The sequence below is a fragment of the Micromonospora sp. WMMD714 genome, from assembly GCF_029581315.1.
Lineage (GTDB): Bacteria > Actinomycetota > Actinomycetes > Mycobacteriales > Micromonosporaceae > Micromonospora > Micromonospora rifamycinica.
This window is the reverse complement of record NZ_CP120744.1, coordinates 1,645,088-1,670,505: the sequence shown is the minus strand read 5'-3', so window position 1 is coordinate 1,670,505 and position 25,418 is coordinate 1,645,088. Positions and strand designations below refer to the sequence as shown.

The window sequence follows — 25,418 nt, the reverse complement described above, 5'->3', positions numbered from 1 at the left end:
GGTCCCGGGCGGTTTGACGGTCATTGCCCCCCTGCGTAGCCTGGAACAGCTGCTCTGTCGCCCTCTGCTAGGGTGATGGGTGCTTGCTGTCCGTGGTCGCCGCCCCGCATCGCCGAGGTTCCGCGCCACCGGGCAGTGCCGATCGGAGGCCACCGCCGAGGTGGTCTGGTCCACCACACGACCCCGGGCGAACCCGCGCCGGGGACGTACGAAAACGGAGAGCCTGACGTGAGCAAGCGCACCTACCAGCCGAACAACCGCCGGCGCGCGAAGACCCACGGCTTCCGGCTGCGCATGCGCACCCGTGCCGGCCGCGCCATCCTGTCGACCCGCCGTGCCAAGGGCCGCACCCGCCTGTCGGCCTGAGCCGACAGGTCCGGTCCGGGGACGTGGACAGTCGTGCTGACGGCCGCACAACGCCTGCGGCGTAGCAACGACTTCGCCGCGGCGGTCCGGGGTGGTCGACGGGTCGGTCGTGGTGCCGTGGTCGTCCACCTGACGGTGCCGGAGGTCTCCACACCCCCCGTGAGCACACCCCTCGGGGCAGCCTCGTCGGAGCCGGCGCGGAGCACCGACCCGGAGTTGATCTCCGGATCGAGCCGCGCCGGCTTCGTCGTGTCCAAGGCCGTCGGCCCCGCCGTCGTCCGCAACAAGGTCCGCCGCCGGCTGCGGCACCTGGTGCGCGACCGGCTGGCCACGCTGCCGGCCGGCAGCACCCTGGTGGTACGCGCCCTGCCCGCCTCGGCCGCGACGCCGTACGCCCGGCTGGGCGGTGACCTGGACGCGGCGATCGCCGCCGCCCGGTCCCCCCGGGGACGGCGGTCTCGGTGAGCGGGGCACCCGTCGCGCCGCCGCACCGGAGCATGGGTGCCCGGGTGCTCAGTGGTCCTATCATCGCGTACCGTCGTTGGATAAGCCCGGCGCTACCGGCCCGCTGTCGGTTCTACCCGTCGTGCAGTGCCTACGCCCTGGAGGCGGTGACCCGCCACGGTGCGCTCCGGGGAGCAGGCCTGACCGTCCGGCGGCTGTCGCGCTGCCACCCTTTCCACCCTGGTGGACACGACCCGGTACCGGAGCCGGGCGGCCGCCGACGCGCCGACGTGACTGGAGTCTGAGAATTGAGTCTCGACTGGATCTACTACGCGATCTCGTGGATCCTGCTGACCTGGCACTCGGCGTGGGACGCCATCGGGGTGCCGGTCGCCGCGGTCCTCGGCACGAACTGGTCGTGGATTCTCGCCATCGTCTTCCTGGTGGTCACCGTTCGGGTGATCCTGTTCCCGGTCTTCGTCAAGCAGATCAAGTCGCAGCGGGCGATGCAGGCGCTCCAGCCGAAGGTCAAGGAGCTCCAGGAGAAGCACAAGGGTGACCGGGAGACGCTCCAGAAGGAGATGATGGAGCTCTACCGGAAGGAAAAGGCCAACCCGCTGATGGGCTGCCTTCCGATGTTCCTCCAGATCCCGGTCTTCCTGGGGCTGTTCCACGTGCTGCGCCGGCTCGACCCGGCCAAGGAGGCCAAGAGCCTCTACGGCTGGACCGCCGAGCAGTTCGACAGCGCCTCCAGCGCCACCATCTTCACCGCCCCGATCGCCGGCAAGTTCGGCTCCACCGCCGACGAGCTGGCCCGGCTCGGTGCCAACGGCACCACCGTGAAGGTCATCGCCGGCATCCTGGTCCTGGTCATGATGGGCACCACCTACCTGACCAGCCGCCAGATGATCCTCAAGACCGGCTGGGCGGAGGACCCGCAGCAGCGGATGGTGCAGCGGTTGATGCTCTACGGCATCCCGCTCTCCCTGCTGATCTCCGGCTCGATCTTCCCGATCGGCGTGATCATCTACTGGGTCACCAACAACCTGTTCACCCTCGGCCAGCAGCAGTGGGTGCTCCGTAAGTTCCCGCCGCTGGTGACCAACAAGGGAGTCACCGGCAACAAGCCGGCGACCACCCCCGCCCGGGGGCCGGTGCAGCCGGCCAAGACCGGCGGCTTCCTCAACCGGAACAAGCCCGCCGCGCAGGTGCCGGCCAAGCCGGCCGCGCCCAAGGTCGCCGGCCCGAAGCCGGGTGCCAAGCCGGCCAACCCGAAGAAGGGGCCGGCCAAGCGCCAGGGCTGACCCATCGGGCCGCCGTCGCTCCTGCGACGGCGGCCTTCCGGTACCGCGCAGCCGCCGTAACGGCCGGCGCCGGTCCGGAACCCACCGCGCCCAGCGCGGAGACGGGCGAGCCCGCCCGTACGAGACGTGCCCGTGACCGACCGGCCCCTTTCGCCGGTCGCCCGGGAAACCAGCGGACCCGACGGTCCGGCCGAGCTAGTACGGAGATGACACCGTGACCGACACCAGCATCCCCAGCGCGGACGCCTCGCTCGACGAGGAGACCGTCCCGACCGCCGCGACCGGCGAGGGTGAGCCCGAGGGGAGCGGCAGGGAGAAGAAGGCAGCCGGCGAGGGCGAGCTGTTCGCACAGAGCGAGATCGCCGCCGACTACATCGAGGGCCTGCTCGACATCCTCGACTACGACGGCGACATCGACGAGCTGGTCTCCGGGGGTCGTCCGGTGGTCGAGGTGGTCGGCGGCCGGTTGCAGAACCTGGTCGGTCAGCGGGGCGCCACCCTGGAGGCGCTGCAGGAGCTGGCCCGGCTGGCCGTGTTCCGGCAGACCGGCTCGCCGAGCCGGCTCCTGCTCGACGTGGGCGGTTACCGCGCCACCCGGCGTAAGGAACTCGCCGCCGTCGCCAAGAACGCGGTGGAGAAGGTCAAGGAGCACGGCGAACCGGTCCGGCTGGAGCCGATGTCGGCCTTCGAGCGCAAGTGCGTGCACGACGTGGTCAACGCGATGAGCGGTGTGGAGAGCGAGTCCGAGGGTGTCGAGCCGACCCGACGCATCGTCGTCCGGCCGGCGGACTGAACTGGTGACCTTCGAGGACGTCACGACCGACACCGCTCCCGGCCCGGATGGCACGCCATCCGGGCCGCCGCCCGAGCGCCCCGCCCCCACCGCACAGGACGCGACGCTCCCGGCCGGGTTGGCCACCGCCGCGCGGGACCTCTTCGGCGACCGGCTCGACCTGGCCGCCGGGTACGCCGAACTACTCGTCACCGACGGGGTGGTACGCGGCCTGATCGGCCCCCGGGAAGCGCCCCGGATCTGGGAACGGCACCTGCTCAACTGCGCGGCCGTCGCCGAGCTGCTACCGCAGGACGCCAGTGTGATCGACGTCGGCTCCGGAGCCGGGCTGCCCGGCCTGGTGCTGGCGATCGCCCGCCCGGACCTGACCGTAGTCCTGGTCGAGCCGCTGGCCCGGCGTACCTCGTTCCTGATCGAGACGGTGGAACGGCTCGGATTGGCCAGGACGGTCCGGGTGTTCCGGGGCCGGGCCGACGAGGCGGCCTCCGGAGCGGCCGGCGTCGGTCCGTTCACCGCCGACGTGGTGACCGCCCGTGCGGTGGCACCGCTGGACCGGCTCGCCGCCTGGAGCCTGCCGCTGACGTTCCGCGGTGGACGGCTGCTCGCGCTCAAGGGGGCGTCCGCCGCCGAGGAGGTGGCCGAGCACGCCGCAGCGGTGGCGAAGCTGGGCGGGAGCGAGCCGACGGTACGGCTCTGCGGGGCGGGTCTGCTCGACCCGCCGACCACCGTGGTCGAGATCGTGCGGGAACGGGTGATCCGGCCGCCGTCGGTCAAGAAGTCACCGAAACGGTCGCGGAGCGGGCAGCAGCGCGCCCGCTGAACCCTTCCCTTCCGGGACCGGTCCGTGCCTCCCACCGCTGACCGTGAGCCGGCCCCCCGCGCAGTCGATGAGCCCCGGGCGGTGGACCGGCGCGGAGACGATCCGCCGTCGGTGTCGATGACCGCGGCCCGGGGTGTGCCGGCAGCGCACTGCGAGTGCGTCACCATGGGCTGAGTGCCGGGCGGCTGCCGCCCCCTGGGGCGGGCCGCACGCCGCTGCCGCCCTTGGGCGGGCGACACGCCGCGGTCGCCTTCGGCCGGGCGACACGCCGCTGCTGCCCTCGGGTGGGCGACACGCCGCGGGTGCGCGAACGCGCCGGATCGGGCCGCACCGGCGACACCCGGGTTGACCAGCGCCCATCCGATCGGTCGCGATGCCGTCGAGAACCACGATGGACCCGCCGTGCCCGTCCCCCGTAGGCTGGCCGCGCGTCGATAGTGTGGGGCGGGCGGACGTCGGGCGCACCGGTCCCGATCGCCCCCGCCGGGCCGTACGCTCCGCGGTGCGAGCGGGTACGGCCATCGAGACGGGGTGCTGACCGACTATCCGGAGCGGGTAGGGATGACAGGTGCATGACGACGGCAGATACGACGATCCACGGGTGAACCGCCCCGAAGGGGCTGACCCGGACCCGGACCCTGTTTCACGTGAAACCGTCCATCGGATGTGGTCGACCGGCGGGCATCCGACGATCCACCCGCCGGAGCGCGCCCCCGCGGAGCGACGCGAGCCCCCGGCGGTGGGGGCGGCACGTCCGGTTCCCGAATCGTATGTGCCGCCGCCCGCCGTGCCGCCCGGCCCCGACGGTCGGCCGCTCAACGCTCCGGACGGGCGGGCGACGGCCTCGGTGCGCCGGAACGCGGGGGCACCCTCGCGGTTCGACGCGCCGGTGACCGGCAACCCGCCGTCGGTGCCCACCCAGCCACACCCGGGGTCGGTGCCCGACCCAAGCCCCGTCGTGGACGCCACGGCAACCGGAGCGGGGGCCATTGCCGCCACCGCCACGGAGGCCGCGTACGTTTCACGTGAAACCCCGACGCGCGAAGAGGATGATCCACCGTTGGCTATGGAGGCGATGCGCGCCGTGCAGATCCTAAATCCGAGTGGCGAGGTGACCATGCCCCGTCCTGAGCGGACCCGGGTGATGTGCGTTGCCAATCAGAAGGGTGGCGTGGGCAAGACCACGTCCACGGTCAACCTGGCGGTGGCACTGGCCCTGCATGGCAACCGGGTGCTGGTGGTCGATCTCGACCCGCAGGGCAACGCTTCCACCGGGCTGAACGTTCCGCACCACACCGGGGTGCCGGACGTCTACGACTGCCTGATCGACAGCGTGCCGCTGGCAGAGGTGGCGCAGGAAGTCGAGGGCATCCCCAACCTCTGGTGCGTGCCGGCGACCATCGACCTGGCCGGCGCCGAGATCGAGCTGGTTTCCGTGGTCGCTCGGGAGTCCCGGCTGAACCGGGCCATCGAGGCGTACCCGGGTCACTTCGACTATGTCTTCATCGACTGCCCGCCGTCGCTCGGGCTGTTGACGGTGAACGCTCTGGTGGCCGCCCAGGAGGTGCTGATCCCGATCCAGTGCGAGTACTACGCGTTGGAGGGGCTGAACCAACTGATCAACAACATCAACCTGGTACGCCAGCACCTGAACCCGAAGCTGGAGGTCTCCACGATCCTGCTCACGATGTACGACCGCCGTACCCGGCTGGCCGACGCGGTGGAGCAGGACGTCCGGAACCACTTCGGCGACAAGGTGCTCCAGGCTGTCATTCCCCGCAACGTCCGCGTGTCGGAGGCCCCCAGCTATGGCCAGTCCGTGATGACCTACGATCCCGGATCGCGGGGGGCCACGAGTTACTTCGAGGCCGCCCAGGAGATCGCCGAGCGTGGTGCCAAGGAGCCGGTGAGCCGGAATGCGTAGTGCGGACGAGTCGCTGGGAGGCGTCGTATGAAGAACCGTCCCCGGGGCGGTCTGGGTAGAGGGCTCGGTGCGCTGATCCCGACCGGGCCGGTGCAGGAAAGCACGGCCACGGCGACCATGCCCGTGGAGGTCGACCCGGTGCGCCCGGTGATCGAGACGTCCGCCGAGCCGGTCGACCCGGGCATCGTGACGCCGACGCCGGTGGCTGCCGCGCCACCGCCGCCCGACGAGCCCCAACTCAGCCCGGTGCCCGGCGCGCGTTTCGCCGAGATCTCCGTCGACGCGATCGTGCCGAACCCCAAGCAGCCCCGCTACGTCTTCGACGAGGAGGCGCTGGAGGAGCTGAAGACCTCCATCCAGGAGGTCGGCTTCCTCCAGCCGATCGTCGTCCGGCAGCTCGACGGCGAGAAGTACGAACTCGTCATGGGTGAGCGGCGCTGGCGTGCCGCCCAAGCGGTCGGCCGGGAGAGCATCCCCGCGATCGTGCGGGAAACCAAGGACGACGCGATGCTCCGGGACGCCCTCCTGGAGAACATCCATCGGGCCAACCTCAACCCGCTGGAAGAGGCCGCCGCCTACCAGCAGCTGCTGGAGGAGTTCGGCGCCACCCACGAGGAGCTGGCCCGCCGGATCGGCCGGAGCCGCCCGCAGATCTCCAACACCATCCGCCTGCTGAATCTCCCCCCGCAGGTCCAGCGCCGGGTGGCGGCCGGCGTGCTGTCCGCCGGGCACGCCCGTGCGCTGCTCAGCCTCGACGAGGCGGAGGCGCAGGAGCAGCTGGCCCTCCGTATCGTCGCCGAAGGGCTCTCGGTCCGGGCGACCGAGGAGATCGTGGCCCTGGCGCTCAACGACGGCCCGGCCAAGACGCCGGCGGCCAAGCGCCGTGCGAAGCCGCACGCGCCGGCGTTGACCGATCTGGCCGACCGGCTCTCCGACCGGTTCGACACCCGGGTGAAGGTGGACATCGGCCGGAGCAAAGGAAAGATCACCATCGAGTTCGCCACGGTCGACGACCTGGAGCGGATCGTCGGGATCATCGGAGTCGGCGAGGAGGGCCAACCGGAGTCCGGGGACTGACCCCCGAGCCGCTCGTCCTCGGCCGCGTACCCCCCTCGGGTGCGCGGCCGTTTCGTCGTATCGGAAGCCGTCGGCGTGACCCCCGTCCCCACCGGGACGCCCAGCAGCAGCGCTCGTCTACCGGACGTGACGGGGGATGGCCGCCGGACGCCCGCAGCCCTGCGAGGCAGACCCGGCGGCTGATCCCCTCGTCGCCCCGGCGTCAACTCAGCCACGCGGCACAGCCCGTGCTGGTGGCCGAGGCGGGGACTGGCCCATTCCGGCCTCCCGACTCCGTTGGTGGCCGGCGGGTGAGGCCGGCGACGCGGGGACCGCCGGTTCGTCGGTGACCGCCCTGGACCGCTCAGATCCTCCTGGATCATTTGACTGATCTCGCCCCGGTGGAGAGGTGGTGCGAGGCGGTAGGAGCCCGCTGCGTCAAGCTGAGGCCGCTGGAAGGCTGTCGGCAGGCCATGGGGAGGGCCGGAATCGCGACATGCCGCTGCGGGGAGCGGTTGGGGCGGGACACCGGGCACCCCCAAGCTGCTCACCCGGTCACCGCACTCACGGGAACGGGACGGCCTGATCCGGCGTGCCCTCGGTGGACAACGGACGGCTCGGACCCGAGCCTTCCGAGAAACTCCCCCCGAAACTCCTGGCGGGAGGAGGGACCGCCGCGGTGTTTCACGTGGAACCGCGAGGCCACGGACTCAGTCGACCGGCCGTCGTGGCCACCGATCATGGAGGCGGCTCACCGACCGTGGCAGAGACCGTTCACCGAGCACCGCACTCATGATCACCGTGTCGGACTGCCACGGCTCTCCGCCGGGTGGACGGGCGATAGATGGACGAGCGGGGCCGGACTGCGGTCGGTGGCGACCCGGCAGGTATTCCACGGAAGTCGACCCGGTGGAGCAGCCGGGATAGCGGACGCCCACGAGCGGAGAAGGGGAAGCCACCGGCGGGATGCCCAAGCCCCGCGAGGCTGGCGCTCGTCGAGCCCGGGAGGCGAGTCAGGCCATCCACCCTGGGCGTTTCACGTGAAACCGGCCGCACGCGCCCATGGTGCGCAAGGTCCGGCCCGGTAGCGGACCGACCCGTGAACGGGGAACCCGCAGTCGGGTGGTTCCACGTGAAACCGCGCCCGGACGAGAGCGGCAGTGCGGCACCGAGGGCCTTTGGTCGAGTCCGCCCCATCAGTGCGACCGGGCCGAACCCCGGCGGGGCGACCCGTAGCTCCACGTGCTGCTGGCGGGCTCGCTCGACCTGCCTCATAGCGTTCGTGTGGCCTGGGCTCGACTCTTCTCCCAAACCGCCGACCGGGAGAAGGAAGACGCCGACACGCTCACCGCACCGCCTGGGAGAAGGGAGACGCCAGCACGCTGCCCGTTCAGCCTGGGAGAAGTGAGACGCCGACGTGCCCACCGCACCGCCTGGGAAAAGGTCTCCTCGTCGCTCAGGGCGAGGCGGCCAACGTGGGCGACGCGTCTCGGGGAGAAGAAAAGACGTACCACCCAGCAGCCCGAGCGGCCGCTCGGTCGTTGAGGAGATCGGACCCCGACACCTGTGAACAGGGCTGTGGACGACGGCCAAAGTTATCCACAGAAGTTTTCCACAGGCAGCACCTGTTTCACGTGAAACAGCGCGTCAGAGCCGCCTTAGCCTGTGGATGACGGGGTGTGGTGGTGATCTCATCAGCCTGTGGACAACCAGCGAGATGATCTCTCGCCGACGCTCGCCGGTCGGCGTCGTTGACCGAAATCCCCTCATGATCGGCGGCGTTCGGGGTAGGGACACCGGTCCCCGTCTCGGTTAGGGTCAGCGTCGTGCACGACACCACCCCTCCCCCCTCGGTTCCCGACTTCACCCAGTGGCCGTCCTTCCCCTTCGAGGGCGATCTTCGCGTCAAGCACCTCGACGAGCCGGTGCCGGTCGAGCCGCCCCGTAAGGGCGAAGGGCTGCGGGAGTGCATCGCCTGCAACGCGCCGGACGATGCGTACATCTGGGTCGGTGAACGGTGGCGGGTCCGGGCCATGGACCGACCCACCGGCCTGCCGATGGTGTTGATCCTGGAGTCGCGGTCGCACCTCGACCTGGGTGACCTGCCCAACCTGCTCGCCGCCGAGCTGGGGGTGATGACCGTCCGCCTGGAGCGTGCCATCCGTTCGCTGGACGGTGTGGCCCGGGTGCACGTCAACCGTTGGGGCGACGGGTCGGCCCACCTGCACATGTGGTTCCTGGCCCGGCCCTACGGCCGGCTCCAGCTACGCGGCACGTTCCTGTCGCTCTGGGACTCGATCCTGCCGCCCATCTCCGAATCCCAGTGGCGGGAAAACCTGGCGCACGTCGCGGCCTGGCTGGCCGAGTTCGGAGGGCGTCCGCTCGCCGAACCGCCCCGCATCCAGTGGCAGACCCCCTCCAGCCTCGCCGCGCAGTCGTCGGCCGAGGCGGCTGCGGCTGCCGCCGGGGAGGCGGTCTCCGTGATCGAGTCGGTGGAGGAGACTCCCGTGCCCGCGCCGGAGGAGGCCGGCACGGACCTCCTCCCGGAGGGCACCTCGCCAGTGCTGTCGGAGGAGACCTCGCTCGGCACTCCGGGCGGTGTCCACCGCGACCCCGACGTCGGCGGCACCTGGCACTCCGGGGCCGGCGACCTCCCGGAGGACGATGCCTCCGACCCCGCCAGCGGAAGCGGCTCCGACCAGACCGAAGGGACCGGCGGGACCGACCCCGACCGGGCCGCCGCGACCGGCCCGGGCCAGACCGGCGGGACCGGCGAAACCGGATCGAGTGTCGCGGTCGGCGGGTCCGACGCCGCCGAGCGGCCGGGCAAGGCGACGGAAGGGTAGCGCCCCAGCCGGCTCAGCCGCGGAAGGTTGAAGCTGCGGCCGGTCAGCCGCGGAAGGTTGGAGCCGCGGAAAGGTCAGACGCGGCGGGCTGCGGCCCGACGGACCAGGGTGCCGAGGACCTGACCGAAGTCCAGCCCGGCCGCCTGGATCGCCAACGGCAGCAGTGAAGTCTCCGTCATGCCGGGCGATACGTTGACCTCCAGCACGTGCGGCCGGCCGTCCCCGTCGACGATCAGGTCGACGCGGGAGAGGTCGCGCAGCCCGAGCGCGGTGTGCGCGGCCAACGCCACCTCGGCCACCTCGGCGGCCACGGCCGCGTCGAGTCGGGCCGGGGCGTGCCAGGTGGTCCGGCCGGCGGTGTAGCGGGCCGCGTAGTCGTACACGCCGTTGCGGGGCACGATCTCCACCGGCGGAAGCGCCTGCGGCCCGTCGCCCAGGTCGACCACGGAAACCGCCACGTCCATGCCGGGCACGTACCGTTCGACCAGCGCCGTCGAGTCGTACGCGAAGCAACCGACCATCGCGGCCGGGAGCGCCGCCTCGTCCCGGACCACGGCGGCGCCCAGGCCCGAGCCGCCCTGCGTCGGCTTGACCATCAGGGGCAGCCCCAGCCGCTGGACGATCCGGTCGAGCACCGCCACCGCACCCAGCTCGGAGAAGCGGTCGTGCGGCAGGGCCACCCAGTCGGGGGTGGGGATGCCGCTCTCCCGGAGCACCGCCTTGGCCGACGGCTTGTCCCAGGCGAGCCGGGAGGCCCGCGCGTCGCAGCCGACGTAGGGGACGTCACAGAGGTCGAGCACCCCCCGCAGCGAGCCGTCCTCACCGGTGGCACCGTGCAGGGCGATCACCACGGCGTCCGGCGGGTCGGCGGCCAGCGCGGGCAGGAGCGCCACGTCGGCGTCCCGCTGTTCCGCTTCCACCCCGGTGCCGCGCAGCGCGTCGAGCACCCGCCGACCCGACCGCAGCGAGACGTCCCGCTCGTAGGACAGGCCACCGGCGAGCACCAGCACGCGCACCTCGGTGGCCGGATCGGTGCCCGGGGACGCTACGGCGACGGGATCGGTCACGAGGGAACGCTCGACGGGAATGGCAGCCATGCGGGAATCATGCCAAGTCCGGGCCCGGGGCGTCCGGGCCGCCCCGCCGGCTCCCGGTCGGGGTGACCGCGCCGAAGACCTGCCGCAGGGCGATCTCCTGCTCCATCACCCGGGCCAGCCGGCGCACCCCCTCCCGGATCCGTTCGGGGGTGGGGAACGAGAAGTTGAGGCGCATGTTGCCGGTGCCGGTGCCGTCGGCGTAGAAGCCGGTGCCCGGCACGTAGGCGACCCGGGCAGCGATGGAACGCGGCACCATCGCCTTGGCGTCCAGCCCGTCGGGCAGGCTGGCCCAGACGAAGAGGCCACCGGTGGGCCTGGTCCAGGTGGTGCCCTCGGGCATCAGGTCGTGCAGCGCGCCGAGCAGCGCGTCCCGCCGCTCCCGGTAGATCTCGCGGTAGACCTTGAGCTGTTCGCGCCACGGCATCGTCGACAGGTACGTCGAGACAGCGGCCTGCGCGTAGGCGCTGGGGCAGAGGATCTGCGCCTCGCTGGCGATGACCAGCTTGTCGCGTACCGCGTGTGGGGCCAGGATCCAACCGACCCGCAGCCCGGGGGCGAACGTCTTGGAGAAGGTGCTCAGGTAGAACACCCCGTCCCGGCGGCGGGCCCGCAGCGGCGCGGGGGCCTCGCCCTCGAAACCGAGCTGACCGTACGGGTCGTCCTCGACCACCAGCAGGCCGGCGCGCTCGCAGATGTCGAGCACCCGTTCCCGCCGCTCCTCGCTCAGCGTCACGCCGGCCGGGTTCTGGTAGGTGGGGATGGTGTAGAGGAACTTCACCCGCCGGCCGGCGCGGGCCTGGTCGGCGATCGCCACCTCCAGGGCCTCCGGGACCAGCCCGTCGTCGTCCATCGGCACGTGCACGACCTGTGCCTGGGCGGCCTGGAACACCCCGAGTGCGCCGACGTAGGTCGGACCCTCGGCGAGCACCACGTCACCCGGGTCGAGGAAGAGCCGGGCCACCAGGTCCAGCGCCTGCTGCCCGCCGACGGTGACCACCACGTCGTCCGGGGAGGCCCCGCAGGAGGCGTCGATACCGGAGAACGCCATCACCTCGCAGATCCGTTCGCGCAGCTCCAGGCTGCCCTGGCCGATGCCGTACTGGAGGGTGGTGACGCCGTGCTCGGAGCCGAGCTTGCCGAGCATCTCGCCGACCGCGTCGAGGGGCAGCGCGGCGATGTAGGGTGCGCCACCGGCGAGCGAGACGACCTCCGGCCGGCTGGCGACCGCGAAGAGTGCCCGGATCTCCGAGGCGGTCATGCCCCGGACCCGCCGGGCGTACCGGTCGGTGTAGTCGTCGAGCGTCGTTCCGGTCATGACATCACCTCGATCGGGTGTCGGTCGGGCTCCCGCCCGCTGGGGTACCCGCAGTGCCGGCGACCATGGCGGCGCGGGGACGCCGGTCGGTCGATCGTAGTCCCCGGTGGAGCGATCAGCGGTCACGATGTGGTGCCCGTCCACATCCCGGACGACCGTCGCCCGCTCAGGTGGCCATTCGCGCGTCCCCTCCCGTACGGTCGGCAGGCGGCGTACGATCGCTCGTCGGGGACGCAGCGGGCGACTCGGGGACGCGTGGTGGGCTGTCTCGCCTCCGAGCCTAAGTGTGGGGATGCTCTGATGTCGCGACGTCTGGTCAGTCTGACCCTCGACACCCTGGAAGACCTGCCCCGGCCGTGCCGGGAGTGCGTCTACTGGGAGTTGGACCCGGTCTCGGCCGAGCGGGCCTGCGCCAACGGCGATCCGGGGCTGGAGAAGGAGGCCTGGGTCTCCCAGACCCTGCTGGAGTGGGGTTCCTGCGGCAAGTTGGCGTACGTCGACGGGATGCCCGCCGGTTTCGTGATGTTCGCGCCACCGGCCTACGTACCCCGGTCGATGGCGTTCCCGACCTCGCCGGTCTCGGCGGACGCGGCGCTGCTGATGACCGCCAGCGTGGTGCCGGCGTTCGCCGGCGGCGGGTTGGGCCGGATGCTGGTGCAGGGCGTCGCCCGGGACCTGACCAAGCGGGGCATCAAGGCCATCGAGGCGTTCGGCGACGCGAAGTTCGGCGACGAGCCGGACGACTCCGTCCGGGCCTGTGTGGCACCTACCGACTTCTTCCTCTCGGTGGGCTTCAAGACGGTCCGCCCGCATCCGCGCTACCCGCGCCTGCGACTGGAGCTGCGCACCGCGCTGAGCTGGAAGTCCGACGTCGAGTACGCGTTGGAGAAGCTGCTCGGCTCGATGAGCCCGGAGAGCCTGCTCCGCCCGGTCCGTCCCGCCCCGGCGACCCGCTCCAGCGCCGGCTGAGCCGGCGGCTGCTCAGCGGCGGACCGCGCCGGCGGCTGCTCAGCGGCGGACCGCGCCGGCGGCCACCACCGCCCGCAGCTCGCTCACGTCGATCGAGCCGGTCGGCACGTCCCGCTCCACCGGGAAGAACATCCGCTGCACGGCGGCCACGATCGCCTCGACGAGCCGGTCCCGGAACCGTGGGTCGACCAGCCGGGACCGGTCCTGCGGGGAGGTCAGGTAGCCCACCTCGACCCGGACGGCGGGCATCCTGGTCAGCCGCAGCAGGTCCCAGGTCTTGGCATGGGTGCGACAGTCCCGCAGCCCGGTCCGTGCCACGATCTCCCGTTGCACCAGCCCGGCGAGTCGTTCACCGGTGGCCGAGGTGACGCCGTTGTCGGTGCCGTAGTGGTAGGTGGCCACCCCGTCGGCGGCCGGATTGGGGTGGCCGTCGGTGTGCAGCGAGATGAAGACGTCCGCGCCGAGCGAGTTGGCCAGCTCCGCCCGGTCGGTGTCCGGCAGGCAGCTGCGGGACGCGGGACCTCGGGTCAGCTGCACCCGTACCCCGGCCGCGGCGAGCCGGCCCTCCAGTCGGCTGGCCAGGTCGTGCACCAGGTCCGCCTCGGTCCAGCGCAGGTCGCCGTCGGGCACCACGACCCCCGGGTCGACGCCGCCGTGCCCCGGATCGATGACCACGGTCCGGCCGACCAGCGTCGGGCCGGACTGCCGGATCGCGTCGGACTCGCGGAGCCACTGGGGGCGTCCGCCGACCACCTTGCGGCCGAGCCGCCGCAGCGCGCCCATCGTGTACGGGCCGCAGGAGCCGTCGGGCTTCAGCCCCACCTCGCGTTGGAACTGCGCCACCGCCCGTGAGGTGCGGATCCCGTAGACGGCATCGGCGCGACCGGTGTCGTACCCCATCTCCAGCAGCCGCTCCTGCAACGACCGGACGTCCTCGCCGGTGAGGGGCTCGGGCACCGCGTGGTAGAGGGTGCGGGCGCCGAGCCGCCAGCGGGCGGCGTCCAGCGCCCGCCAGGTCTCCGCGCCGACCCGGCCGTCGGCGCTGAGCCCCCGGGACTGCTGGAAGGCCCGCACGGCGCGTTCGGTGGCGCTGTCGAACTCGTCGCCCGGGGCGGCCGGCAGCAGGTCCAGGCCGGTCAGGACGGCGCGGATCTCGGCTACTGCCGGTCCGCGGTCACCAGGTCGGATCGGACGCACGCAGGACCCCCTCGGAGGTTGGCTGCCGGGCACCGTCGCTGACGGCCACGCTGCGCGTCCGGTCGGAGCGGCGCTTACGGAGCGTACCGTGGCGCGACCGCGCGGGGTCGACGTTCGCGCAGGTCGACCGGGGTGACGACGGAACCCCGCACCCGGTGGGGGCGCGGGGTTCCGGTGGTACGGGGTGGTTACAGCGCGGACTCGATCAGCCGGACCAGTTCGCCCTTCGGCTTGGCCCCGGCGATCGACTGCACCGGCTCGCCGTTCTTGAAGATGGTGAGGGTCGGCACCGACATGATCCGGTAGGCGCGGGCCGTCTCCGGGTTCTCGTCGATGTTGAGCTTGACGATGGTGACCTGGCCGGCCATCTCGCCCGCGATCTCCTCCAGCAGCGGCGACACCTTGCGGCACGGCCCGCACCACTCGGCCCAGAAGTCCACCAGGACCGGCTTGTCGGACTTCAGCACGTCGGCGGTGAAGCTGGCGTCGGTGACGACCTTCGTTGCTCCCACTTATGACCCTCCTGCTCGGTTGTTGGCGTTGCGGTCGTTCAGCTCAGGGTGGCGATGAACCGCTCGGCGTCGAGCGCGGCGGCACAGCCCGTGCCGGCGGCGGTGATCGCCTGCCGGTAGGTGTGGTCGACCACGTCACCGGCGGCGAAGACGCCCGGCACGCTGGTCCGGGTGCTCGGCGCCTGCACCTTCACGTAACCCTCGTCGTCCAGCTCGACCTGGTCGCGGAAGAGTTCACTGCGGGGGTCGTGGCCGATCGCCACGAAGACGCCGGTCACGTCGAGCACCGTGACGTCGCCGGTGTGCACGTTGCGGATCCGGACGCCGGTCACCTTGCCGTCGTCGCCGAGCACCTCCTCGACGGTGCTGTTCCACTCGACCCTGATCTTGTCGTTGCTCAGTGCGCGGTCGGCCATGATCTTGCTGGCCCGGAACGAGTCGCGCCGGTGGATGATGGTGACCGACTCGGCGAACCGGGTGAGGAAGCTGGCCTCCTCCATCGCGGAGTCGCCGCCGCCGACCACCACGATGTGCTGGTTGCGGAAGAAGAACCCGTCACAGGTGGCGCAGGACGACACGCCGTGCCCCAGGTACTCCTGCTCACCCGGCACGCCCAGCGGACGCCAGGCCGAGCCGGTGGAGAGGATGACGGCCTTCGCCCGGTAGGCGGTCTGCCCGACCCACACCGTGCTCACCGCGGCGGAACCGGTGTCGCCGGTGTCCTTCAGCTCCACCCGGGTGACGTCGTCGGTCAGGAACTCCGCGCCGAACCGCTCGGCCTGCTTGCGCATGTTGTCCATCAGCTCGGGGCCGAGGATGCCGTCGGCGAAACCGGGGAAGTTCTCCACCTCGGTCGTGGTCATCAGCGCACCGCCGGACTGGACACCCTCGATCACGAGTGGCTTGAGGTTGGCACGCGCGGCGTAGACCGCCGCCGTGTACCCGGCCGGCCCGGAGCCGATGATGATCAGGTTGCGGACCTCGTCCACTGCCGTCTCCCGATGTGTGTGTACGACATCGGCGGCGTACCGACGTCGATCCGAGCGCCGACGGCTGAGGACGTCGGCGGCTGACTTGCAGAACGTCATCGTACGAACCGGAGATTCCCGGACCGCTCGTCCGGTGGGTCACGTCACGCGATGCGGGACGAGCGGTGACCGCGCCCTCACCCTACCCGCGACCGGTACCGGGTGTCCGCGCCGGATCCCGGCACCCCGCACTCCGCGCCGCTCACCCACGCCCACCGGTCGCCGCCGGGGTCGGCGAACCGGACCACCAGCGCCGGCTCACCGTTGAACGTGGCGTAGTCGACGACCTCGACGGTGACCGGCCCGCGCCCGTGCTCCGTCGAGATCTCGGCGAGGCAGGTGTCGAGTGCCGCCCGTGCGGTCAGCCGGTCCAGCCCGCCGGGCGTCGACCGGCGCTTGTCCTCCGGACGCTCCGGGGCGGTGGGGCTGGCCTGGGTGGTGCTACCGGGCTGGACGGCCGAAGGGGTGCCGAGCCCGGACAGCGGCTCGACCGAGGCGCCACCCAGCGTCGCCGGGGACCAGTCGACGCCGCTGCGCTGGGGCTCACCGGTGAACCGGAAACCGCGTCCCGCGCTCTCCGCGTTGTCTTGTGCCGGCCCGGCCATCGTCGAGGCGGGCGACTCCCGGCCGGTGGTGCCGTCGACCAGCTGGGCCACGCCGAATCCCACCGCGGCCAGGGTCGCCGCAGCGAGGCCGACCGGCCCGGCGAGCCGGGTCCAGCGCCGCCGCCGGCCGGGACCGGACGGATCGGTCCGCCCGTCACCGGCCCGGGTGCCCGGGGTACGCCGACCGCCCGGCTGCGCCGGCACCGGCTGGCCGGTCCGGGCCGACCGCTCGCGCACCCCGGCGGCTCCGGCTCGTTCGGTTCCCGCTGCGCCGACGATCTCGCTGGCTCCGGCGCCTTCCACGGCTCCGGCGGCTCCGCTGGTTCCGGCTGCTTCAGATGCTTCAGCGGCTTCGGTGGGGGCTGCGGGCTCGGTGGGGGCCGGGCCGGCGCCGGCGAGCGCCGCGGCGAGCCGCTCCACCACGACCGGTGGCATCTCCGGCATGGTGGCGCCCCAGCCCGCCAGGTCGTCGTGCACCCGGGCCACGGCAGGGGCGAGCACGGCGTACGCCTGCGCCCAGGCCGGGTCCTCGGTCAGCAGTCGGGCGACGACGAGCTGCTCCGGGGTGCCGTCCAGCGCCCCGCCCACATAGTCGGCGAGCAGGTCGTGGTCGACCGCACCGTGCTTCCGGCCCGTCACGTCTCCTCCTGGATGGCGCCCCGCCGGGTCTGCCCCGACCCCGGTCGGACGCCGTTGGCCGGCTGCCGGTTCCCGGGTGTGACGTCGGAAACGTCCCGACCCGTCCGGGAAGAGCCGTCAGCGGTGCCGCCCGCCCCGGCCGGACCGGTGCCGGCGGGACGGGACGTCGGCGTGTCGTCGCCGGTCCGTAGATGCCCGAGCACTCCGGCCAGGCGGGCCCGGCCCCGGGCGCAACGGCTCTTCACCGTCCCTTCGGCCACGCCGAGAATCCGGGCGACCTCGGCCACCGGGTAACCCTGCACGTCCACCAGGATCAGCGCGGCCCGCTGCTCGACCGGCAGCCCGGCCAGTGCCTGGCGGACCACCAGGGCGGTGTCGTGGTCGGTGGCCGGGGCGGCCGGCTCGACGCCGACGACCCGACCGGAATCGTCGGTGCGGTTGCCGTCGGGCAGCGGGAGGGTGGGATGCGCCTGCCGGCGACGGATCCGGTCCAGGCAGGCGTTGACCACGATCCGGTGCAGCCAGGTGGTGACGGCGGAGTCGCCCCGGAACCGGCCGGCGGCGCGGTGGGCGGAGAGCAGCGCGTCCTGGAGGGCGTCCGCCGCCTCCTCCCGGTCCCCGGTGGTCCGCAGGGCCACCGCCCAGAGCCGGTCGCGGTGGCGGTGGAACAGCTCGGTGAAGGCGTCCCGGTCACCGGCCACGTGGGCGCGGAGGAGGTCCAGGTCGGCGGTGTCGGTGTGGGACAGCACGACCGACCCCGACCCGACGGCCGCCGGGTCGGGTGGGTGCCCGCCGGGGCCGACCATCAGCACGTCCGACGGCGGTGACGGGGTGACGGCCGGTGGATCACGATCCCTGGACCGAGATCTCCTGGACACCCACCTTGAAGCCCCGCTCGGTGGACGGCAGCTCGGTGATCCAGAAGAGCAGGTACTGGTACTGCTGCTCCGGATTGAAGCCGTCGAAGGCCATCTTGGTGCCGTCGTGCTGTTCGAACGGCTGGCCGATCCGCGTCTTGAAGCCCTTGACCAGGTCCTTGTCGCCCTGGGAGGTGGACGGGAAGTCGCCGGTGCCGGTGAACAGCGCGGCGGAGACGCCGGAGTCCGAGAGGGTCGCGGTGAGCGACTTGACGGTGTGCGGGGCGCCGAGGTCGATCCAGACCCCCATGCCCTTCTTGTAGTTGCTGAAGTTCGCCGAGTAGTAGGTGTCGGTCTCCCAACCCTTGTTCTCGTCGCCGTCCATCATCTTCTCGGCGTCGCCCAGCTCGTTGCGCTGCCGGCTGTCCGGGTCGATGATCCGGATGTCCTGGATGGTCAGCTTGCGCACGGCGGGCGCCGGGGTGGTGTCGACCGGGGCGCTGGTGGAGGGGCGGGCCACCGGCTCGGTCACCGGGGCGTCCTCGCCGCCCAGCGTGTTGATGCCGATGAGCAGGCCGACCAGGGCGACCACCAGCAGACCGGCGATGCCGATCGCGACCTTCCGGCCACCCGCGGCGGCGAGCGGCGAGCGGTCCTCCACCCCGTCGGCGGTGAACCGGATGGTGCCGGTCTGGTCGAGGAAGTGGTCCTCGGCGGGGATGTCGAGGCGGCTCAGCTCGGCCGAGAGCACGTCCGACGACGGCGGGGCGATCTCGGCGTCGAGCAGGTCCATGGTCAGGTCGTCGAGGTACGCCGGCACGCCGGCCCGGACCTGCCGGGGGGCGGCGATGGCGCCGCTGGCGTCGCGCACGGCGTCCGGGATGGCGGCCCGGCCGTGGCCGGCGGTCGCGCCGCGCAGCGGGGCCTCGGCGTGCGGCCAGTGCCCGGTGAGGGCGTGGTAGAGGATGCCGCCCACCGCGCGGATGTCGGCTTCCTGGCTGTCGTCACCGTCGGTACGGGCGTCGGCCAGCACCACCCGGCCGTCGTCGCTGATCATCACGGTGCCGGGATGCACGTTGCCGTGGACCATCCCGGTGGCGTGCACGGCGGCGATGGCGCTGGCGACCGCGTTGCCGATGGCGGTGGCCCGGGCCGGATCCAGCGGCCCGTCGGCGACCAGTTCGCGCAGGGACCGGCCGTCGACCCACTCCCGGACGACGTACGCCCGGACGTCTTCGTCGATGGCGTCGTAGACGCCGACCAGGTTGGGGTGGATGACCCGGCTGGCGGCCACCGCGGCCTGGAGCATCTCGGTGGCGGAGTCGCCGCCGGGGTAGCGGAGCACGACCGCCACGGGCCGGCGCAGGATGACGTCGACCCCCCGCCAGACCAGGCGTCCGGCACTGTCGTTGTTGATGTGCTCGACCAGCTCGTACCGCTCGGCGAGGATCTCACCGGCTGTGGGAGCACCGAAGGTCATGATGGGAGGAGCAGTTTCCTCCGCCTCCTGACCCTCGCCGACCTGGGTCACCCGTCCTCCCTCGGTGATCGTGTCGATCGATGGACCCGCGCTGCTGGGCATGTGGCTTCCCGCTCCGCCGTCGATGGAACCGGTCGGCGGCGTCGACGCGGGGCGTCGGCCACCTGCCGTGTCCGTCGAAAGCGACCTTACCCGGACGGCCCGTCATCCCGACATGTCATCTTCCCGCCGCGCTCGACGGGCTGTCGCATTTGAGGGACCACGTCCGTTTACGATCGCTCTCGTCCGCCTTGCCGGCACCGGTACCCGCCAATCTAGACGCTGGTCGCAAACCGTCTACTCCCGGGCCGACCCACCGGTGACAACCCGGTGGCAGCAGGTCAGGTTCCCGCCGAACGGCCGTACATGCTCAGCCGTACGGTTGGTTATCCACAGGCCTTTACGGCGACTGACCGGGGGCTCACCACGTTATCCACAGGCGTGTCCCCAGGCTGGTGATCCTCGTTCACCCTGCGTGTCCCCTGTCCGGGACGGCCCAGCGGGCGGCAGGCCGGGAACGGAGGGCAGCGGGCGGCAGGCGGAAAGTCAGCGGGCGGAGAACGGCGGGTCAGCGGCCGAGGCGGCGGCGGACCATGGCGACCACCTCGGTGATCTCGCCGATCCGCAGCACCATCGCCAGGCCCAGGTACGTCCCGCCGATCACCACCCCGCCGAGGACCAGCCGCACCGCCGCCGCCGTCCAGCTCAGGTTGCCCGGATCGCCCGGGAGCAGGCTGACCACCAACAGGCCGACCAGCGCCGCGCCGAGCGCCGCCACCAGCACCTTGCCCATGGTCCGCATGATCCGGCCCAGCCCGATCCGGCCGACCCGGGGCCGCAGCAGCAGCGCCGAGAGCACCGCCGCCGCCACGTACGAGATGGCGTTGCCGAGCATCATGCCGGCCGCCGCGAAGGTGGCCGAGAAGGCGACGAAGACCCCGATCTGCACGGCCACCCGCAGGATCACCACCGGGATGTTCACCAGCGCCGGGGTGCGGGTGTCCGGCAGGGCGTAGAAGGCGAAGGTGAACAGCTGGCTGATCGCGAACGGCACCAGGCCCAGCGCGGCCACCAGCAGCACCAGCGAGGTGGCCAGCGCGTTGTCGCCGGTGAACGCGCCGTACCGGAAGACCACCACGGAGACCGGGCCGGCCAGCACCGCGTAGCAGACCGCGATCGGGGCGAGTACCGCCGTCACCATCCGGGTGCCCCGGGACAGGTCGGCGGTGACGTCGGCGAACCGGCCCTCGGCGGCGGCGGCGCTCATCCGGGGCATCAGCGCCGTGATGATCGAGACGGCGATGATCCCGTGCGCCATCATCAGCAGCAGGAAGACGTTGTTGTAGATCAGCAGACCGGCGTTGTCCTCGTCGCCACCGGCGGCCCGGGTGAGCAGGTTGACCACCACGAACAGGCCGAGCTGGTTGACCGCGACGTAGCAGAACATCCAGCCGCCGAGCCGGGCCAGCTCGCGCAGGCCCAGCTCCCGGAAGTCGAACCGCAGCTTCCACCGGAAGCCCACCTTGCGCAGCGCCGGCAGCAGCCCGGCGGCCTGCACCGCCACGCCGAGCAGGGTGCCCCCGCCGACCAGCAGGATCCGGTCCCAGCCGATGTCCCCCGGCCCCAGCGCCTGCGCGCCGTACACCACGATGTAGAGGCCGAAGGTGCCGATGACGACCAGGTTGTTGAGGATCGGCGCCCACATCGGGGCGGCGAAGTGCCCCCGGGTGTTCAGCACCGCGGCGATCAACGCGCTGACGCCGGTGAAGAACAGCATCGGCAGCATCAGGTACGACAGGTTGGTGACCAGGTCCGTGTAGTCCCGGTTCTTGCCACCGGCGTAGAGCGTGGTCAGGGTCGAGGCCAGCAGCAGGGCGATCACCACGGTGGCGGCGAGGGCCAGCACCGCGAGGGTCAGCAGCCGCTGGGCGTACGCCTCGCCCCGGTCCGGGTCGGCCTTGCTCCGGCGGACCAGCACCGGGATCAGCACGCTGGTCAGCACGCCGCCGAGCAGGAACTCGTACACCTGGTTGGGCAGGAACTGGGCGGTGGTGAACGCGTCGCCGACCGCGCTGCCCAGCGCGGCCCCGATCATCAGGTTGCGGACGAAGCCGGTACCCCGGCTGACCAGGCTGCCGACTGCCATCACCGCGCTGTTCGCCGCGGCGCTGGTCTCGGCGACCACCTCCTGCGGCGGTTCGGTCGCCGCCACCCCCGGCTGGTTCAACGGCTCGGCGGAGATGAACGTCGCCCCGTCGTACGGCCGGGGCCCGTCGCCACCCTGCGCGGCGTTCGCGCTGCGGTAGAGCCCGCCGCTCATCTCCAGCCTCCCAGGGATCCGTCGGAGCCGGCACCGGTCCGCACGCCCATGACCATAGTCAACCCACACCCGACACCCACGCCCGGCGGATCAGTTCCGGTGCCCGCCCGATAGGCTGGCGATCCCATGTCCGAAGCCTCCGCACCCCACACCGCCGAGCGCCGTGAGCTGACCACCGCGCAGCGCAACGCCGTCGCCGAGCTGCTCCGCGTCTCCCCGGTCGCCGACGAGCTGGGCCGCCGGTTCGCCCGCGCCGGCCACGAGCTGCACCTGGTGGGCGGTTCGGTACGCGACGCCCTGCTCGGTCGGCTCGGCGACGACCTCGACTTCTGCACCGACGCCCGTCCCGACCAGACACTGCGGATCGTCAAGGGCTGGGCCGAGTCGATCTGGGAGACCGGGCGGGAGTTCGGCACCATCGGCTGCCAGCGCGACGGCCTCCGGCTGGAGGTCACCACCTTCCGCGCCGAGGCGTACGACCAGGTCAGCCGTAACCCGGTCGTCGAGTACGGCGACAACCTCACCGACGACCTGCGGCGGCGCGACTTCACTATCAACGCGATGGCGGTCAGCCTCCCCGACCACCGGTTCACCGACCCGCACGGCGGGCTGGACGACCTGGCCGCAAAGATCATCCGCACCCCCGGCACCCCGGCCGAGTCGTTCGGTGACGATCCGCTGCGGATGCTGCGGGCCGCCCGGTTCGCCGCCCAGCTCTGTTTCGCCGTCCACCCCGACGTGCGGACGGCGATGACCGCGATGGCCGCCGACCTGGACCGGATCACCGCCGAGCGGATCCGCGACGAGTTCACCAAGCTGCTCTGCGGCACCGACCCGGTGACCGGGCTGCGGCTGCTGGTCGACACCGGGCTGGCCGACCGGTTCCTGCCCGAGCTGACCGGTCTCAAGCTGACCATCGACGAGCACGCCCAGCACAAGGACGTCTACGAGCACACCCTGACCGTGGTGAGCAACGCGGTGTCGTACGAGACCGACGGCGCTGACTTCGTGCTGCGGATGGCCGCGCTCATGCACGACGTGGGCAAGCCGGCGACCAAGGCGGTCGGGCCGGACGGCCGGGTCAGCTTCCACCACCACGAGGTGGTCGGCGCCCGGCTGACCAAGGCCCGGATGAAGGCGATGCGCTACCCCAAGGACGTCACCGCCCAGGTCACCAAGCTGGTCGGCCTGCACCTGAGGTTCTACGGCTACGGCCGGGGCGAGTGGACCGACTCGGCCGTCCGCCGGTACGTCACCGACGCCGGTGACCTGGTGGACCGGCTGCACAAGCTGACCCGTTCCGACTGCACCACCCGCAACCGGCGCAAGGCGGCCCAGCTCGCCGCCGACTACGACGCGCTGGAGGAGCGGATCACCCGGATCGCCGCCGAGGAGGACCTGGCCCGGGTCCGGCCCGACCTGGACGGTAACGCGATCATGGAGTTGCTCGGCGTGCCGCCGGGGCCGGTGGTCGGCCGGGCCTGGCAGCACCTCAAGGAGCTGCGCCTGGAACGCGGCCCGCTCGACCGCGACGAGGCCGAGGCGGAGCTGCTGCGCTGGGCCGGGGAGCAGGGCCTGCGCTGAACCGAACGACAGGGGGCCGCCCGGCGTGCCGGACGGCCCCTCTTCGTCGTACGGTCAGCGGGTCTCGACCGCGCTGCCCTCGACCGGCGTCTTGCCGTTGGCCGGGGAGCCGGCCGAGGCCGCGCCCAGCTTGGCCAGCAGGGCCGACAGGTCGATGCCGGTGAGGTCGGAGCCGAGCTGGAGCCCCTGCGCCACGTTGCCGGCCACCGACTTGGTCAGCGAGGACGCCCCGTCGGTGGAGATCACCGTCAGCTTGTCGATCGCGCCGATCGGGGCACTGGCCGCCTCGACCACCTGCGGCAACATCTTGACCAGCAGGTCGAGCACGGCTGCCTCACCGTACGCGGCGAACGCCTCGGCCTTGCGCGCCATCGCGTCGGCCTCGGCCTGACCCCGGGCCAGGATGGCGGTGGCCTCGGCCTGACCCTCCCGCTCGACCGCCTCGGCGATGGCGGACCGGCGACGCTGCTCGGCCTCGCCCTCCTTGGCGCCCTCGATGGCGTTCGCCTCGGCCAGCGCGGCCCGGCGGGCCCGCTCGCCCTCACCGGTGAGCCGGGCCTGCTCGGCGGCGGCCTGGGCGGCGGCGATGGTGGCCTGCCGCTGCGCGTCGGCGGTCAGCACCGCCGCGTTGCGGGCCGCCTCGGCCTCCTGCTCCACCTTGTACCGGGCCGCGTCGGCCGGCTTGCGTACCTCGGTGTCGAGCTGACGCTGCTTCAGCTCGGCGTTGCGCTCGGCCACCTTCTGCTGCTCGGAGAGGATCGCCTGGTCCCGCTCGGCCTGGGCGAGCGGCCCGGCCGCCGCCGACTTGGCCTTCGCCGCGTCGATCTCGGCCTGGATGCCGGCCTGCTTCAGCGACAGGTTCCGGTTCGCCTCGGCGATGGCCTCCTCGGCCAGCAGCCGCTCCTGCTCGGCCTGCTGCCGGGCGCGGGCCTCGGCGATGGCCGCGTCCTTGAGCACCCGGGCCGCCTCCGGCCGACCGAGATCCTGCAGGTACGACCCCTCGGCCAGGATGTCCTGGAGCTGGAAGGTGTCCAGCACCAGGCCCTGGTTGGTCATCGAGTGCTCGGCCTCCTCGGCGACCGCGTTGGCGAACGCGGCCCGGTCCCGGATGACCTCCTCGACGGTGAGCCGACCGACGATCGAGCGCAGCGCGCCGGCCAGCACCTCCCGGGTGAAGTTGTCGATCTCGTCCTGCTGGTGCAGGAAGCGCTGGGCGGCGGCCCGGATGGCGTCCTCGGTGCCGCCGACCTTGACGATGGCGACGCCGTGCAGGTCGGCCCGGATGCCCTGCTTGCTGACCGCGCCCCGGATGCCGACGTCGATGCGGCGGCTGGACAGGTCGAGCGACTGGAGCTTCTGCACCACCGGCAGCACGAAGACCGACGCGCCGAGGACGACCTTCTGGCCGGAGTTGTCGGTGGACCGGCCGCCGTCGGCGGTCTGCGTGGTCCGTCCCTTGCGGCCGGTGACGATGAACGCCTCGTTCGGCCCGGCCACCTTGATCCGGGAGAGCACGAACAACACGAGGACGAGGGCGAGGACGACCGCGCCGACGATGGCGATGAGGAGAGGCATGGTGGTTCCGTCTCTGCGAGAAGAGGGTCAGTAGGTCTCGACGTGCACGCTGGTCTCGCTCAGCGACTGCACCACGAAGATCTGCGCGCCGAGCGGGATGGGCCGGTCGGCGCGGGCGTTGAGTTTCACCGGCTGGCCGGCGACGCGTACCCGCACCTCGCCGTAGCCGTCGGTCGGGATCGGAGTGACCACCAGGCCGAGCGCGCCGACCAGGTCGTCCCGGGTGGGGGTGGCGTCGGTCCGCATGTTCCGCGCCGCCCGGCTCAGTCGCCCGGCCAGCCAGGCGGTGGGCACGGCGGCGAGCGCGCCGCCACCGACGGCCGCCGCGATCATCCCCGGGGTACCCCCACCGAGCAGTTCGTTGACGATGGCCGCGCCGAAGCCGAACGCGCCGAGGAAGCCGGCGACCGCCTCGACGGAGACCGGACCGTCGATGTCAGGATGACCGAAATGCAGGATTTCGCCGCCGAGCAGGGCCAGCGCCAGCACACCGACGCCCAAGCCACCGATGATCAGAAAGATGAGCGTCCCCGTGGCCACGACCTGCACGGTAGCGACCGGACGCAACATCCCGCGTGATCATTCCGGCGCGACGGCACCGTCCGTTCGGCCCATCGGGCCGCTCCGGTGGCCCGGCGCGTCGACACC

Annotated in this window: 22 protein-coding genes; 11 read left to right on the top strand and 11 right to left on the bottom strand. The window is 72.2% G+C overall.

What is annotated here, in order from left to right; genetic code table 11:
• Positions 1–228: 228 nt before the first annotated feature.
• From rpmH to O7625_RS30245, 9 genes are all read left to right on the top strand, one after another.
• Positions 229–366 carry a 50S ribosomal protein L34 gene (gene rpmH / locus O7625_RS07435; protein ID WP_067300964.1) on the top strand — a complete coding sequence of 46 codons (138 nt, stop codon included), beginning with the start codon at positions 229–231 and terminating at the stop codon, positions 364–366.
• 33 nt (positions 367–399) lie between these two features.
• A complete protein-coding gene (gene rnpA, locus O7625_RS07430; RefSeq protein WP_282345184.1) occupies positions 400–831 on the top strand; it encodes a ribonuclease P protein component in 432 nt (143 codons plus the stop codon).
• Between the two features lie 32 nt (positions 832–863).
• Positions 864–1,115, top strand: coding sequence for a membrane protein insertion efficiency factor YidD (gene yidD, locus O7625_RS07425; RefSeq protein ID WP_231932846.1), 252 nt, complete (start codon positions 864–866; stop codon positions 1,113–1,115).
• 3 nt (positions 1,116–1,118) lie between these two features.
• Entirely contained in the window at positions 1,119–2,114 is a 996-nt protein-coding gene (gene yidC / locus O7625_RS07420) for a membrane protein insertase YidC (RefSeq protein ID WP_282345183.1), read from the top strand.
• 214 nt (positions 2,115–2,328) lie between these two features.
• Positions 2,329–2,907, top strand: a complete 579-nt coding sequence (locus O7625_RS07415; protein WP_067300972.1) for a R3H domain-containing nucleic acid-binding protein — start codon at positions 2,329–2,331, stop codon at positions 2,905–2,907.
• 118 nt (positions 2,908–3,025) lie between these two features.
• Complete coding sequence (gene rsmG / locus O7625_RS07410) at positions 3,026–3,727, top strand: 16S rRNA (guanine(527)-N(7))-methyltransferase RsmG (protein ID WP_282346835.1); 702 nt, start codon at positions 3,026–3,028, stop codon at positions 3,725–3,727.
• 568 nt (positions 3,728–4,295) lie between these two features.
• Positions 4,296–5,651: an AAA family ATPase gene (locus O7625_RS07405; RefSeq protein ID WP_282345182.1), complete on the top strand. Its 1,356-nt coding sequence runs from the start codon at positions 4,296–4,298 to the stop codon at positions 5,649–5,651.
• A 27-nt stretch (positions 5,652–5,678) separates the two neighbouring features.
• Positions 5,679–6,728 (top strand): ParB/RepB/Spo0J family partition protein, encoded by a 1,050-nt coding sequence (locus O7625_RS07400; protein WP_282345181.1) that lies wholly within the window; start codon positions 5,679–5,681, stop codon positions 6,726–6,728.
• A gap of 1,805 nt (positions 6,729–8,533) precedes the next feature.
• Entirely contained in the window at positions 8,534–9,553 is a 1,020-nt protein-coding gene (locus O7625_RS30245; protein ID WP_348773991.1) for a hypothetical protein, read from the top strand.
• Positions 9,554–9,627: 74 nt separating this feature from the next.
• Here O7625_RS30245 and O7625_RS07390 read toward each other — a convergent pair whose 3' ends face one another.
• Complete coding sequence (locus O7625_RS07390; protein WP_282345180.1) at positions 9,628–10,650, bottom strand: D-alanine--D-alanine ligase; 1,023 nt, start codon at positions 10,648–10,650, stop codon at positions 9,628–9,630.
• A 7-nt stretch (positions 10,651–10,657) separates the two neighbouring features.
• Positions 10,658–11,965: a PLP-dependent aminotransferase family protein gene (locus O7625_RS07385; protein ID WP_282345179.1), complete on the bottom strand. Its 1,308-nt coding sequence runs from the start codon at positions 11,963–11,965 to the stop codon at positions 10,658–10,660.
• A 300-nt stretch (positions 11,966–12,265) separates the two neighbouring features.
• Between O7625_RS07385 and O7625_RS07380 the strand changes: the two genes are divergently transcribed.
• Positions 12,266–12,934 carry a GNAT family N-acetyltransferase gene (locus O7625_RS07380; protein ID WP_067310713.1) on the top strand — a complete coding sequence of 223 codons (669 nt, stop codon included), beginning with the start codon at positions 12,266–12,268 and terminating at the stop codon, positions 12,932–12,934.
• A 39-nt stretch (positions 12,935–12,973) separates the two neighbouring features.
• Here O7625_RS07380 and O7625_RS07375 read toward each other — a convergent pair whose 3' ends face one another.
• The 7 genes from O7625_RS07375 to murJ form a co-directional block, all read right to left on the bottom strand.
• Positions 12,974–14,131, bottom strand: a complete 1,158-nt coding sequence (locus O7625_RS07375) for an N-acetylmuramoyl-L-alanine amidase (RefSeq protein ID WP_282345178.1) — start codon at positions 14,129–14,131, stop codon at positions 12,974–12,976.
• A gap of 188 nt (positions 14,132–14,319) precedes the next feature.
• On the bottom strand, positions 14,320–14,643 hold the full coding sequence (gene trxA / locus O7625_RS07370; protein ID WP_067310719.1) for a thioredoxin: 324 nt from the start codon (positions 14,641–14,643) through the stop codon (positions 14,320–14,322).
• Between the two features lie 38 nt (positions 14,644–14,681).
• Positions 14,682–15,632, bottom strand: coding sequence for a thioredoxin-disulfide reductase (gene trxB / locus O7625_RS07365; RefSeq protein WP_282345177.1), 951 nt, complete (start codon positions 15,630–15,632; stop codon positions 14,682–14,684).
• Between the two features lie 176 nt (positions 15,633–15,808).
• The gene (locus O7625_RS07360; protein WP_282345176.1) at positions 15,809–16,915 is read right to left on the bottom strand and encodes a hypothetical protein; all 1,107 of its coding nucleotides are present in this window, start codon (positions 16,913–16,915) and stop codon (positions 15,809–15,811) included.
• Positions 16,912–17,664: an RNA polymerase sigma factor SigM gene (sigM, locus tag O7625_RS07355; protein ID WP_067310769.1), complete on the bottom strand. Its 753-nt coding sequence runs from the start codon at positions 17,662–17,664 to the stop codon at positions 16,912–16,914. The genes O7625_RS07360 and sigM overlap by 4 nt, the downstream gene beginning before the upstream one ends.
• 97 nt (positions 17,665–17,761) lie before the next feature.
• Positions 17,762–19,354, bottom strand: coding sequence for a protein kinase family protein (locus O7625_RS07350; RefSeq protein ID WP_282345175.1), 1,593 nt, complete (start codon positions 19,352–19,354; stop codon positions 17,762–17,764).
• Positions 19,355–19,859: 505 nt separating this feature from the next.
• Positions 19,860–21,611, bottom strand: a complete 1,752-nt coding sequence (gene murJ, locus O7625_RS07345; protein ID WP_282345174.1) for a murein biosynthesis integral membrane protein MurJ — start codon at positions 21,609–21,611, stop codon at positions 19,860–19,862.
• Positions 21,612–21,737: 126 nt separating this feature from the next.
• Here murJ and O7625_RS07340 point away from each other — a divergent pair, with 126 nt between their 5' ends.
• Positions 21,738–23,195, top strand: coding sequence for a CCA tRNA nucleotidyltransferase (locus O7625_RS07340; protein WP_282345173.1), 1,458 nt, complete (start codon positions 21,738–21,740; stop codon positions 23,193–23,195).
• 54 nt (positions 23,196–23,249) lie between these two features.
• Here O7625_RS07340 and O7625_RS07335 read toward each other — a convergent pair whose 3' ends face one another.
• Both O7625_RS07335 and O7625_RS07330 read right to left on the bottom strand, forming a co-directional pair.
• Entirely contained in the window at positions 23,250–24,770 is a 1,521-nt protein-coding gene (locus O7625_RS07335; RefSeq protein ID WP_282345172.1) for a flotillin family protein, read from the bottom strand.
• Positions 24,771–24,797: 27 nt separating this feature from the next.
• Positions 24,798–25,340, bottom strand: coding sequence for a hypothetical protein (locus O7625_RS07330; RefSeq protein ID WP_282345171.1), 543 nt, complete (start codon positions 25,338–25,340; stop codon positions 24,798–24,800).
• Positions 25,341–25,418: the final 78 nt, after the last annotated feature.